This window comes from Burkholderia sp. Ac-20353 (genome assembly GCF_017104785.1).
Classification (GTDB): Bacteria; Pseudomonadota; Gammaproteobacteria; order Burkholderiales; family Burkholderiaceae; genus Burkholderia.
In genome coordinates this window covers 1-12,983 of sequence record NZ_JAAGPL010000225.1, presented here as the reverse complement: position 1 = coordinate 12,983, position 12,983 = coordinate 1, and the positions used below count along the sequence as shown (strand labels likewise).

At 69.1% G+C, this 12,983-nt stretch carries 11 protein-coding genes and 1 pseudogene; 9 read left to right on the top strand and 3 right to left on the bottom strand.

Features of this window, described 5'->3' with window-relative positions:
• Positions 1-559 precede the first annotated feature (559 nt).
• From G3N94_RS35260 to G3N94_RS35220, 9 genes are all read left to right on the top strand, one after another.
• Positions 560-844 carry a phosphopantetheine-binding protein gene (locus tag G3N94_RS35260; RefSeq protein WP_205798655.1) on the top strand — a complete coding sequence of 95 codons (285 nt, stop codon included), beginning with the start codon at positions 560-562 and terminating at the stop codon, positions 842-844.
• Between the two features lie 155 nt (positions 845-999).
• Positions 1,000-1,716 (top strand): 3-oxoacyl-ACP reductase FabG, encoded by a 717-nt coding sequence (gene fabG / locus G3N94_RS35255; protein WP_205798653.1) that lies wholly within the window; start codon positions 1,000-1,002, stop codon positions 1,714-1,716.
• Positions 1,717-1,955: 239 nt separating this feature from the next.
• Positions 1,956-3,176 carry an endoribonuclease L-PSP gene (locus G3N94_RS35250; RefSeq protein WP_346778758.1) on the top strand — a complete coding sequence of 407 codons (1,221 nt, stop codon included), beginning with the start codon at positions 1,956-1,958 and terminating at the stop codon, positions 3,174-3,176.
• Between the two features lie 125 nt (positions 3,177-3,301).
• On the top strand, positions 3,302-4,084 hold the full coding sequence (locus G3N94_RS35245; RefSeq protein WP_205798651.1) for a glycosyltransferase family 2 protein: 783 nt from the start codon (positions 3,302-3,304) through the stop codon (positions 4,082-4,084).
• Positions 4,085-4,299: 215 nt separating this feature from the next.
• Entirely contained in the window at positions 4,300-4,590 is a 291-nt protein-coding gene (locus G3N94_RS35240) for a GYD domain-containing protein (protein WP_205798649.1), read from the top strand.
• A gap of 314 nt (positions 4,591-4,904) precedes the next feature.
• A complete protein-coding gene (gene pdhA, locus G3N94_RS35235) occupies positions 4,905-5,993 on the top strand; it encodes a pyruvate dehydrogenase (acetyl-transferring) E1 component subunit alpha (RefSeq protein ID WP_205798647.1) in 1,089 nt (362 codons plus the stop codon).
• Complete coding sequence (locus tag G3N94_RS35230; protein ID WP_205798645.1) at positions 5,986-6,966, top strand: alpha-ketoacid dehydrogenase subunit beta; 981 nt, start codon at positions 5,986-5,988, stop codon at positions 6,964-6,966. The genes pdhA and G3N94_RS35230 overlap by 8 nt, the downstream gene beginning before the upstream one ends.
• A gap of 48 nt (positions 6,967-7,014) precedes the next feature.
• Positions 7,015-8,139, top strand: coding sequence for a dihydrolipoamide acetyltransferase family protein (locus G3N94_RS35225; protein WP_205798643.1), 1,125 nt, complete (start codon positions 7,015-7,017; stop codon positions 8,137-8,139).
• Positions 8,140-8,348: 209 nt separating this feature from the next.
• Positions 8,349-9,110 (top strand): M48 family metalloprotease, encoded by a 762-nt coding sequence (locus tag G3N94_RS35220; RefSeq protein ID WP_205798641.1) that lies wholly within the window; start codon positions 8,349-8,351, stop codon positions 9,108-9,110.
• A gap of 151 nt (positions 9,111-9,261) precedes the next feature.
• Here the strand turns inward: G3N94_RS35220 and G3N94_RS35215 are convergent, their stop codons facing one another.
• From G3N94_RS35215 to G3N94_RS35205, 3 genes and pseudogenes are all read right to left on the bottom strand, one after another.
• Positions 9,262-11,001: a lactate permease LctP family transporter gene (locus G3N94_RS35215; protein ID WP_205798639.1), complete on the bottom strand. Its 1,740-nt coding sequence runs from the start codon at positions 10,999-11,001 to the stop codon at positions 9,262-9,264.
• Positions 11,002-11,049: 48 nt separating this feature from the next.
• On the bottom strand, positions 11,050-12,495 hold the full coding sequence (locus G3N94_RS35210; RefSeq protein WP_205798637.1) for a LutB/LldF family L-lactate oxidation iron-sulfur protein: 1,446 nt from the start codon (positions 12,493-12,495) through the stop codon (positions 11,050-11,052).
• A 113-nt stretch (positions 12,496-12,608) separates the two neighbouring features.
• Positions 12,609-12,983 (bottom strand): annotated as a pseudogene (locus G3N94_RS35205) (LUD domain-containing protein); the annotation flags it as partial.

Sequence of the window (12,983 nt, the reverse complement as noted above, 5' to 3'; positions counted from 1 at the left end):
CGCGGGCACGGCGCAGGCGGCCGTCGCCCGCAGCCCGCGGCGCGGCGGCGGCATCGCGGCGGCGGTCGGGCGGGCTGACCTGAACGGGACAAACGGGCTGGCGCGGCATGGCTGGATACGTCGTAGCGGGTCGGGGGCCGGACGCGGTCGTCGGGCTGTTAATAATCATACGAATGGCGACCAGGACGCGCGTCCCGGCCGGCTGTCGTGCACGCTCATTTTAGGGCCCCGGCAGCGTGTGTTCGGGAAGGGCGCAAACGGGTTTTGTAACCGATTGTATGGCGCCGCATGAAAGGTTCCGCGGGGCCGATCCATATCCATCCAAAGCGGCTCAAGCGTCTCGTGTGTTCGCGTCCCAAAATGGGCGGCGGCGCGCGCCCGCACGTCTGTAACCCTTTCGCGGTATACGTCCCAATACCCATCGTCTAGAATCCGCGTAACTTTTACCAAACGATCCCCAAATAACGCGGGCGGGGTGGCCGGCAGACACCGGAGGGACGGAAGAATTTGCACGCGACGCGCGTGCGCGAGACTGCCGTTTCCGGGCGCGCCCGCTGCCGTGAGCTGCCTGCTTGCACGCATGATGAACGCACTGGAACATGAGCTCGCCGCGCTGATCATCGGCGAACTGAACCTCGAAGACGTCCCGCTCGACACCGTGACCGCCGAGACCCCGCTGTATGGGGAAGGGTTCGGGCTCGACTCCATCGATATCCTGGAGATCGCGCTGCTGATCTCGAAGAAGTACGGCTTCGAGCTGCGCTCGGACAATCCGGATAACCAGAAGATCTTCGCGACGCTCGGCGCGCTCGCCGCGTACGTCGCCGCGCATCGCACGAAGTAATCGCGTCGCGCCGGGGCGTGGCTTTTAATGTACGACGGCACGACGCGCCAGGGCGCGGCAAGCGTCCAATGACTACGTGACTATGGCAGGCGGCGGACGAATGCATGTCGTCGCCGCGTCGATCAAGGTGGAACGCGCATGGAAGGAGCAATTCGATGCGGGCGCTCGTGACGGGCGGCAGCGGCGCACTCGGGCAGGCGATCTGCGCGGCGCTCGCGCAGGCCGGCCATGAAGTGTGGGTGCACGCGAACCGCAATCTCGAGCAGGCGGAGGCGGTCGCGCAGCGGATCGTCGCGGCCGGCGGCGCCGCGCACGCGATCGCGTTCGACGTGACCGACGCCGAAGCGACGGGCGCCGCGCTCGCGCGGCTCGTCGACGACGCGCCGGTGCAGATCCTCGTCAACAACGCGGGCATTCACGACGACGCGCCGATGGCCGGCATGTCGCGGCAGCAATGGCACAGCGTGATCGACGTGACGCTCAACGGCTTCTTCAACGTCACGCAGCCGCTGTTGCTGCCGATGATCCGCACGCGCCGCGGGCGGATCGTCAATATCGCTTCGGTCGCCGGCGTGACCGGCAACCGCGGGCAAGTCAATTACGCGGCCGCAAAAGCGGGGCTGATCGGCGCGACCAGGTCGCTGTCGCTCGAGCTCGCGTCGCGCGGCATCACCGTGAACGCGGTCGCGCCCGGCATCATCGAATCGCCGATGGCCGAACACGCGTTTCCCGCCGAGCGCATCAAGCAGCTCGTGCCCGCGCAGCGCGCGGGCCGGCCCGACGAAGTCGCGGGCATGGTCGCGTATCTGGTGTCCGATGCCGCGGCTTATGTGACGGGGCAGGTGCTGTCCGTCAACGGCGGGCTCGCATGACGACGCGCGGAGCGGCGGCGTGACGCGGCGCATGTCGGCAGCAGCCGATCGCGCCGCGACGCCGCCGTACTCCGCGGCATCCTGAGGAAATCGAAGTGTCTGTGCATTCTGTCGACGCCGAACGGCGCCCGTCATCCGAGTCGTCCGTGTTGTCCGAGTCGTCCGAGTCGTCCGCTTTGTCCGCGTCTGCGACGCTCACGCACGAGCGGGCGGCAACCGGGCCGGCTGCCTCCCGATCGATCGCCCCCGCATCAACCGCAACGCTCACGAACGGCAGCCACCGCGCGCTGCAGCTCGTCCAGACGAGTCACGCACGGCTCGTCGCGTTGCTGCGCGATGCGCACGCGGGTGGCGACGCGTTCGAACGCGCGTTTCCGGGCGCATTGGGCGCGGTGTGCATTGGCGGGGCCGCGTCGGGTACGGCCGCTTCGTGCGCCGACCAGACCGGACAGGTGCTGGCCAACGCCGCGCCCGATCTGCCGCTCGCGCCGGTGCAGATGACATTGCTCGCGCCCGGCGCCACGCCCGCTGCCTGCGACGACGGCAGCGACGACGCCACCGTCTACGAAATCTGGCAATGCGATGCGCGCGACCTGCGCAGCGTGCGGCGCGGCCCGCTTCACTACCGCTACAGCGAAGCGGCCGGGCTCGTGTTCGGCAGCATCGTCGTGCAGGAGAAGGCCGGCGAGGATCCTGACGGCGGCACGCCGCTCGAGCGCGCGACGCACGACGCGTACCGCGCGCTGTTCGACGTGCTCGACACGCTCGGCATCCCGCATCCGCTGCGGATCTGGAACACCGTGCCGGCGATCAATGCGGAGCAGTTCGGGATCGAGCGCTATCGTCAGTTCAATGTCGGCCGTCAGCGCGCGTTCGACGCGTGCCGCCGCGCGCTGACAGGCGGCGTGCCGGCCGCGTGCGCGCTCGGCTCGGTCGTGCCGGTCGCGGGCGATGGCCTGCCGGCCGCGCCGCTCGCGATCCATTTCCTCGCGAGCCGCACGCCGGCCGATGCGGTCGAGAATCCGCGCCAGGTCAGCGCATATCACTATCCGGCGCAATACGGCCCGCGCGCGCCGACGTTCGCGCGCGCGGCGGCCTGGACGGATGCGGCCGCAACGCCGGTGCTGTTCGTGTCGGGCACCGCGAGCATCGTCGGGCACCGCACCGTGCATCACGGCGACGTCGTCGCGCAAACGCGCGAGACGATCGCGAACCTCGCCGCGGTGCTCGAGCAGGCCGCGCGGCAGGGGCATGGCCCGTTCTCGCTCGCGGACCTGAACTATCGCGTCTATGTGCGCGACGCTGGCGATGCGGCGGCGCTCGCCGCGATCGACCGTGTGCTGCGCGACGCGGCCGGCCCCGACGTGCGGCCGCTCTACGTGCACGCGGACGTGTGCCGCGACGACCTGCTGGTCGAGATCGAGGCGAGCGCGGGCCACGCGGTGGAGTGGCTGTCGTGAAGCGCGCAGGCCTGACGATCCGCGAACCGTCGCCGCGCGCGGGTGGCATCGACGAAGCATGTCGCCGGTCGCCGCCAGGTCATAAACTTTTGTCAGGATCACCGTCTTCGCAATCGGCCGTTCCCATGTCCACGCTGCGCGCCTCGTCTACCCATCTCGTGCTGATTCCGAGCTACAACCCGGGCTCCAAGGTCGATGCGACCGTGCGCAGCGCCCGCGCGCAGTGGAATCCGGTGTGGGTCGTCGTCGACGGCAGCACCGACGGCAGCACCGAGCGGCTGCAGGCGATGGCCAAAGGCGATCCGGGGCTGCGCGTGATCGTGCTGCCGGAGAACCGCGGCAAGGGCGCGGCGGTGCTCGCGGGGCTCGATGCGGCCGCCGCGTGCGGCTTCACGCACGTGCTGACGATGGATTCCGACGGCCAGCATCCGGCCGACCTGATTCCCGCGTTCATGGCCGCATCGCAGGCGGCGCCCGACGCGATGGTGCTCGGCCTGCCGAAGTTCGACGCGAGCGCGCCGCAGTTGCGCGTGCAGGGGCGGCGGCTGTCGAACGTATGGGCCGACGTCGAGACGTTGTGGGCCGGCATCGGCGATTCGCTGTACGGTTTTCGCGTGTATCCGGTCGCGCCGCTCGCCGCGATCATGCATCGCCAGATGTGGATGCGCGGCTTCGACTTCGATCCGGAAGCCGCGGTGCGGATGTGCTGGGCCGGCGTGCGCCCGATCCGCATCGACGCGCCCGTGCGCTATTTCGGCGCGCAAGAGGGGGGCGTGTCGCACTTCCATTACGGCCGCGACAACGCATTGCTCACATGGATGCATCTGCGGCTCGTCGCCGGCTTCGTGCTGCGGCTGCCGCTGCTGGTCGCGCGGCGGCTGATGCGGCGCCGCGGCCAGACGGCCTGAGGTTCACCGTCGTCGCCGTAGTTGCTACCCCGGTTGATCCCGCAGTCGATCCCGCAGTCGATCCCATAGTTGATCCAGATCGTCTTTCCCCCCCGATCCCGCTGCCTAGAATCCAGTTACGCGCGACGCGGCGCCGCTGACGCCGTCGCCACGGAGTGAGCGGCCCGCTCGCGCGCAGGCAATTCCGACACGCTTCAATCGCAAGGGGAATCGTCATGGCGACTTACGTAGTTCTCGCAAACTTCACGGACCAGGGCATGCGCACGATCAAGAGCACCCGCCAGCGCGCGGGGCAGGTCGCGGAGATGGCCCGCACGTTCGGCTGCGAAATGAAGGAAGTGTTCTGGACGCTCGGCGCATTCGACATCGTCACGATCATCGAAGCACCGGACGAGCAGAGCCTGACCGCATTCGGCTTCGCGCTCGGCTCGGCCGGCAACGTGCGCACGCAGACGCTGCGCGCGTTCACGAGCGCCGAGGTCGGCGAAATCATCGCGAAGATGTAGTGCAACGCGCGTTGCGTGCGTACAGTCCCGACTTGCTTTCACCCGATAACTGACTAAGGTTGAAAGGCGGTCAAAGGGCCGGAAGGGGAGACAGCCCGCGTCGCGCACGCGACGTGTCGCAGACCGCGATCGCCTCGCGCATCCCGCATGCGCGAGCGGTGCGTGTGACCCTGTCCCCGCAATGGCGGCGCGTTTCCGCCGGCGATGCGATCCGTCGCCGGAGCGGATGCGTGCGCGTCGGCGGCATCACTGCACCGAGCCGCGCCGCATCGACGGACGCCCCGTCAGGCTCCGCACCCTCACGGAGGCGAGTCATGAGCACGGTCGCGCGTTTTCATGTCGACTACACGCAGTATCTGGGGCCCGACGGCGAGCTGGTGCAGCCGTTGCCGGAATTCGCACGGGATCCCGCGGCGCTGTTGCCGCTCTATCGCGCGATGGTGCTGACGCGCGCGTTCGACGCGAAAGCGATCGCGCTGCAGCGCACCGGCAAGCTCGGCACGTTCGCGTCGTCGGTCGGCCAGGAGGCGATCGGCGTCGGCGTCGCGAGCGCGATGCAGACCGACGACGTGCTGTTCCCGTCGTACCGCGACCATGCCGCGCAACTGCTGCGCGGTGTCACGATGGCGGAGAGCCTGCTCTACTGGGGCGGCGACGAACGCGGCAGCGATTTCAGGTTCGCGCGCCACGATTTCCCGAATTGCGTGCCGATCGGCACCCAGGTGTGCCACGCGGCGGGCGCCGCCTATGCGTTCATGCTGCGCCGCGAGCCGCGCGTCGCGGTGACGATCTTCGGCGACGGCGGCACGTCGAAGGGCGACTTCTACGAAGCGATGAACATCGCGGGCGCGTGGCAGGCGCCGCTCGTGCTCGTCGTCAACGACAACCAGTGGGCGATCTCGGTGCCGCGCACGCGCCAGACCGCCGCACAGACGCTCGCGCAGAAGGCGATCGCGGCCGGCATCGACGGCCGGCAGGTCGACGGCAACGACGTGATCGCGGTGCGCCAGGTGATGGCCGAAGCGCTCGACAAGGCGCGCCGCGGCGGCGGCCCGACGCTCGTCGAGGCGCTCAGCTACCGGCTCGGCGATCACACGACGGCGGACGACGCGACGCGCTATCGCGACGCCGACACGATCGCGCAGCAATGGGAGCGCGAACCGCTGATCCGGCTGCGCACCTATCTGACGCGGATGAACGTGTGGGACAAGGCGCAGGACACCGAGCTCGGCAAGGCGTGCTATGCGCAGGTCGAGGCGGCCGTGCAGGAATACCTGGCGGTCGCGCCGCCCGACACGTCGGCGATGTTCGACCATCTTTACGCGATGCTGCCGCGCGCGCTGCGCGAACAGCTCGACACGGCGCTCGCGTTCGCGCCGGCCGCGGGGAACCATCATGGCTGACCTGAACCTGGTCGAAGCGGTCAATCGCGCGCTCGCGTTCGAGCTCGCGAACGATGCGTCGGTCGTCCTGCTCGGCGAGGACATCGGCGTCAACGGCGGCGTGTTCCGCGCAACCGTCGATCTGCAGTCGCGCTTCGGCGCGGACCGCGTGATCGACACGCCGCTCGCGGAAACGGCGATCGCGGGCACCGCGATCGGGATGGCGGCGATGGGGCTGCGGCCCGTCGCCGAGATCCAGTTCACGGGCTTCATCTATCCGGTGATCGACCACGTGCTCAATCACGCGGCACGGCTGCGGCATCGTACGCGCGGCCGGCTGTCGTGCCCGCTCGTGATCCGCTCGCCGTGCGGCGGCGGGATCCATGCACCCGAGCATCACTCCGAAAGCCCCGAGGCGCTGTTCGCGCATATCCCCGGGCTGCGCGTCGTGATGCCGTCGTCGCCGGCACGCGCGTACGGGCTGCTGCTCGCGGCGATCCGCGATCCGGACCCGGTGATCTTTCTCGAACCGACGCGCCTGTACCGGCTGTTCCGGCAGCCGGTCGAGGACGACGGCGAAGCGCTGCCGCTCGATACCTGCTTCACGCTGCGCGACGGCGCCGACGTCACGCTCGTGAGCTGGGGCGCGGCGCTGCAGGAAGTGCAGGCGGCCGCCGACCGGCTCGCACAGGACGGCGTGATGGCCGAGGTGATCGACGTCGCGACGCTGAAGCCGCTCGATACCGACACGATCCTCGCGTCGGTCGCGAAGACGGGCCGCTGCGTGATCGTGCACGAGGCGCCGCGCACCGCGGGCCTCGGCGCGGAGATCGCCGCGATCATCGCCGAGCGCGGGCTCTATTCGCTGCTCGCGCCGGTGCAGCGCGTGACGGGCTACGACGTCGTCGTGCCGCTGTTCCGGCTGGAAAGCCAGTACCTGCCGAGCATGGAGCGGATCGTCGACGCGGTGAGGAAGACGCTGGACGCGTCGTGATGCGATTTCGTTCCTGTTGCTGCTGAACCTGATTTCCCGGAGCAACTGATGAAGATCTTCAAACTGCCCGATCTCGGCGAAGGGCTGCAGGAAGCGGAAATCGTCGAATGGCACGTGAAGGCGGGCGACGCGGTCGACACCGACCAGCCGCTGCTGTCGGTCGAGACCGCGAAGGCGATCGTCGAGATCCCGTCCCCGCAGGCGGGCCGCATCGCGAAGCTGTTCGGGCAGGCGGGCGACATCGTGCATCTCGGCGCACCGCTCGTCGCGTTCGAAGGCGAGGGCGACGACGCGGATGCCGGCACCGTCGTCGGCAAGGTCGAAGTGGGCGCGCAGGTCGTGCACGACGCGCCGGCGGCGCTCGGCGGCGCGATCGGAGGGGCAATCGGCGGCGCGGGCGCGATCAAGGCGATGCCCGCGGTGCGCGCGCTTGCGCGCAAGCTCGATGTCGATCTCGCGATGGTCACGCCGTCGGGCGCGGACGGCGTGATCACCGCGGCGGACGTGCAGCGCGTCGCGAAGGTGCTCGCCGAGGTCGGGCCGGCGGAAGTGCTGCGCGGCGTGCGGCGCGCGATGGCGCAGAACATGGCGCGCGCGCAGAGCGAGGTTGCGGCGGCGACGGTGATCGACGACGCCGACATCCACGCGTGGGCGCCGCGCACCGACGTGACGATCCGGCTGATCCGCGCGCTCGTCGCCGGCTGCCGCGCGGAGCCGGGGCTCAACGCGTGGTACGAGGGGCATACGGGGCGGCGGCACGTGCTCGCGAAGATCGACGTCGGCATCGCGGTCGACCTGCCCGACGGCCTGTTCGTGCCGGTGCTGCGCGACGTCGCGCAGCGCGACGCCGCGGACCTGCGGGCCGGCCTCGACCGGATGCGCGACGACATCCGCGCGCGCAAAATTCCGCCGGAAGAGATGCGCGGCAACACGATCACGCTGTCGAATTTCGGGATGATCGCCGGCAAGTACGCGGCCCCGGTCGTCGTGCCGCCGACGGTCGCGATCCTCGGGGCCGGCCGCATTCACGACGGCGTGGTGGCGGTCGGCGGTGCGGCCGCCGTGCACCGGATCCTGCCGCTCAGCCTGACGTTCGACCATCGCGTCGTCACGGGCGGCGAGGCGGCGCGGTTCCTCGCGGCGGCGATCGCCGATCTGCAGGCGGCCGAGTAACCGGGCGTCCGCAAATCCGCCCGTGTTGACCATTTTTATCATTCTGACAGCCGGATGATCGCGGCGATTGCCCGCATTTTCGTCGTCAATCGCGTAGTTAGTTGAATTCTGCTGAGTAATAAACATGTCATCAGATGTAAACGGCTGGTAATTTCCTTTCGACTTATGCAAAATCGCCGCTTCCAACTAGAACCACCGAGGGGTCACAAATGCATTTGAAGAAAGCGGTTGCAGCATGTGGTGTGGCGTTCCTGCTGAGCGCGTGCGGCGGGGTGCAGAATCTCGACGCGAACAGCCTGACGTCGGCCGGCTCGAGCCTGCTGAAGGCGGCGACGCTGTCGGACGCCGATATCGCCGCGCTGTCGAACGACTCGTGCAAGGCGAGCGATGCCGAATCGAAGGTCGCGTCCGCGAACAGCGCATACGGGAAGCGCCTGACGAAGGTGATGAAGGGCTTCGGCGACATGACGCTGAACGGCCAGAAGATCAACTACAAGGTCTACATGACCAAGGACGTCAACGCGTGGGCGATGGGCAACGGTTGCGTGCGCGTCTACAGCGGCCTGATGGACATGATGAACGATGACGAGCTGCGCGGCGTGATCGGCCACGAGATGGGCCACGTCGCACTCGGCCACTCGAAGAAGGCCATGCAGACCGCATACGCGGTAAGCGCGGCGCGCACCGCGGCCGGCGCGGCGTCGCCGGGCGTTGCGGCGCTGACGAACTCGCAGCTCGGCGACATCACCGAGAAGTTCATCAACGCGCAGTTCTCGCAGACGCAGGAAAGCGCGGCGGACGACTACTCGTTCGACCTGCTCAAGCAGAAGAACATGACCCAGAAGGGCCTCGTGACCGCGTTCCAGAAGCTCGCGCAGCTGGACGGCGGCAAGAGCTCGATGATGAGCTCGCACCCGTCGTCGGCGAGCCGTGCGCAGCACATCCAGGATCGCATCGCGAAGGGCAGCTGATCGCGGCGGCGGGTGTCCGCCGACCGTACGACAACGCGCCGGCGAGGCCGGCGCGTCAGTCTGCAGACGAACCCCGCGTTCTCAGGAGCGTGGGGTTTTGTTTTTTCGCGATACCGCGCGACCCGCCAGCATGGACCGGCGTTCGCGATGCTTACGGCACCATCCCCGGCAGCACATACGCCTGCACGAGCGTGATCAGCCCGACGATCACCGCGAACAGCACGCTGTGCCGCACCGTGAAGCGGAACAGCTCCGATTCCTTGCCGACGAGGCCCGTTGCCGCGCACGCAACCGCGATCGACTGCGGCGAGATCATCTTCGCGGTCACGCCGCCCGTCGTGTTCGCGGCGACGACGAGCGTTTCCGGCAGGCCGAGCTGGTGCGCGGTCGCCTGCTGCAGCGAGCAGAACAACGCGTTCGACGACGTGTCGGAGCCGGTCAGGAACACCCCGAGCCAGCCGAGGAACGGCGAGAAGAACGGGAACGCGGCGCCGGTGTCGGCGAGCAGCAGCGCGAGCGTCGACGACATCCCCGAGTAGTTCGCGACGAACGCGAACGCGAGCACGAAGCCGATCGACAGGATCGGGCGCGTGAGCTCCTTCAGCGTCTCGCCGAACGTGACGAGCGCGTCGCGCGGCTTCATCCGCAACAGCACCATCGAGATCAGCGCGGTCACGAGGATCGCGCTGCCGACGGCCGACACCAGGTCGATCTTCAGCACCGCGTCGAGCGCCTTCGGGGTCGCGACGATCGGCGCGGTCTTGACGACGAGCTGGTCGAGCGCCGGCACGTGGAACTTCAGCACGGTCGCGGCGAGCGCGCCGTGCGGGCCGAACAGCGCCTTGAACGGCGCGAGGCTCCACACGGTGACGATGCCCGTCAGGATCAGGAACGGCGACCAGGCGCGCACGGTCTGCACGAGCGTGTACGGCGATGCCTGGCGACTCGCCGACGGGCCGAAGCCACTGCCGCCGCTTTTGCCACCGCTGCCACCACCGAAGCCCGCGAGCGCCGCGGCGCCGCCGCCCGACGCGACGATGCCGCCGGCTGTCTCGCCGGTCGTCCGTTTCGCGCTGCTCGGCTGCCACACCTTCAGGAATGCGGCGAGCGACACGAGGCTGACGAGCGACGACGTGATGTCCGGCAGCTCGGGCCCGAGATGGTTCGACGTGAAGTACTGCGTGATCGCGAAGCTGCCGCCGGCGACGAGCGCGGCCGGCCAGGTCTGCCGCACGCCGCGCAGCCCGTCCATCATGAGCACGAGCCAGAACGGCACCGCGAGCGACAGCAGCGGCAGCTGGCGGCCCGCCATCGCGCCGATGTGGAGCGCGTCGATCCCGGTGACCTGCCCGGCGACGATGATCGGGATGCCCATCGCGCCGAACGCGACCGGCGCGGTGTTCGCGATCAGGCACAGCCCGGCCGCATGCAGGGGCTTGAAGCCGAGGCCGACGAGCAGCGCCGCGGTGATCGCGACCGGCGCGCCGAAGCCGGCCGCGCCCTCGAGGAACGCGCCGAACGAAAAGCCGATCAGCAGCATCTGCAGCCGCTGGTCGTCGGTGATCGCCAGCACCGATGCGCGGATGATGTCGAACTGCCCGGTTTTCACGACGATCTTGTACAGGAACACCGCGGCGACGATGATCCACGCGATCGGCCAGATGCCGTACGCGAAGCCGAAGCCGGCCGCCGCGAGCGCCTGCGGCACCGGCATCCGGTACGCGACGATCGCGACGCCGAGCGACAGCAGCAGCGTGATCGCCGCGGCGACGTGCCCCTTCAGCCGCAAGCCGGCGAGCGCGACGAAAAAGAAGATGATCGGGATCGCGGCGGCGAGCGCCGACAGCCCGAGGCTGCCGAGCGGGGTATAGATCTGATGCCAGGCCTGCATGGTTGTCTCCTCCATATATCTATCGGTACAGGTCAGAAAGCGGGGGTGCTATTCGGGCTGGCCGCGTTCGCGCAGCAGGTCGGACAGGCTGCGCGGCGCCGGCTCGAGCGGTGTGCGGTGTTGCGTCCAGCCCATCTGCTTCGCGGGCGCGAGCGCGCGCAGCCGCGTCGCCGCCCAGCGGAATGCGCGGTACGCGCGCGGGTGCGCGAACGCGCCGGACCAGAAGCGCCACACGAGGTCTTCCGCGCGGTTGTAGTTCGCGCCCTGGCCGCGCAGCGGGTGGGCGACCGGTTCGTCGGGCTTGCGGTTCGCCTCGGTGCGCAGCCGCACGAGCAGCTGCGGGATCGGAATCCGCACCGGGCAGACCTCGCCGCAGGCGCCGCACAGCGTCGACGCGGTCGGCAGGTCGGCGGTCGCGTCGAGCCCGAGCAGGTGCGGCGAGATGAGCTTGCCGATCGGCCCCGGATAGGTCGTCCCGTATGCGTGGCCGCCGATCCGCGTGTAGACGGGGCAGTGGTTCATGCACGCGCCGCAGCGAATGCACTGCAGCGTCGCGCGCAACTGCGCGTCCGCGTACGCCTGCGTGCGGCCGTTGTCGAGCAGCACGACATGCATGTCGCGCGGGCCGTCGCGTTCGCCGTCGCGGCGCGGGCCGGTAATCAGGTTGAAGTAGGTTGTGATCGCCTGGCCGGTGGCCGAGCGCGTCAGCAGGCTCGACAGCGGCACGATGTGCTCGAGCTTCGCGACGACCTTCTCGACGCCCATGATCGCGATGTGCGTATCGGGCACCGTCGTCGACAGGCGGCCGTTGCCCTCGTTCTCGACGAGCCACAGCGTGCCCGTGTCGGCCGCCGCGAAGTTCACGCCCGACAGGCCGATGTCCGCGTCGACGAAGGCCTGGCGCAGCGCGCGCCGGCCCGTCTGGATCAGCTCGTCGACGTCTTCCGTGTAATGCGCGCCGGGGATGTGCTGCTCGAACAGGTCGGCGATGTCGCCGCGCGTCTTGTGGATCGCGGGCATCACGATGTGCGACGGCTTTTCGCCGGCGAGCTGGACGATGTATTCGCCCATGTCGGATTCGATGCAGTCGACGCCGCGCTCGGCAAGGTAATGGTTCAGCTCGATTTCCTCGCTCGCCATCGACTTGCCCTTGATCACGCGGCGCGCCTTCTTTGCCTGCGCGATGCCGAGCACGATCGCGTTCGCGTCGTCGGCGGTCTCGGCCCAATGCACGTGCACGCCGGCTTCGGTCAGTTTTGCCTCGAGCTGTTCGAGCAGCGCCGGCAACTGCGCGAGCGCATGCTGGCGCACCGCTTCGCCGAGGTCGCGCAGCTGCTGCAGCTCGGCGTCGTCGGGGAACTGCACTGCGCGCTTGCCTTGCAGGAAATCCATCGCGCCACGGAAGCTGCGGCGCAGCTTCGGATCGTCGAGCGCGGCGCGCGCGCGCGCCTTGAAGTCGCCGGGGGCGACGAAATGCACGGTGTGGTCGCTCATCGCGGCGTTCCTTGCGAAGCGGGGATGTCCGGGGCGGGGATGTCCGAAGCGGGAATGTCCGAGGCGCGACTTTCGAAATCGTCAGACAGGCGCGCGGCTGGTTCGCCCGTTTCGGCCGAACCGGTGACGATCACGACCCACAGGCGGCGCGGGCCATGCGCGCCGTACGCGAGCGTCTGCTGGATGTCGGAGGTCTTCGACGGCCCGGAAACCAGCACGAGATTTGTCGGCATGCCAGCGTGCCAGCGCTCCGCTTGCACGGCCGCGTGCAGGTCCGCATGCAGCGTGTCGGCATGGACGAGCGCGACGTGCAGCGGTGGCACCAGCGACACGGTGCGCGGCGTGCCGGCATCCGGCGCGAGCACGAGCGTGCCGGTCGCCGCGATGCCCGAGCGCGCGACCGTGAAGCCCGCGTCGATCGTCGCGAACAGCTCGGCCTTCCAGGTCTCGATCGGCCGGTCGAACGGCACCGTCGCGACGGCGTCGGG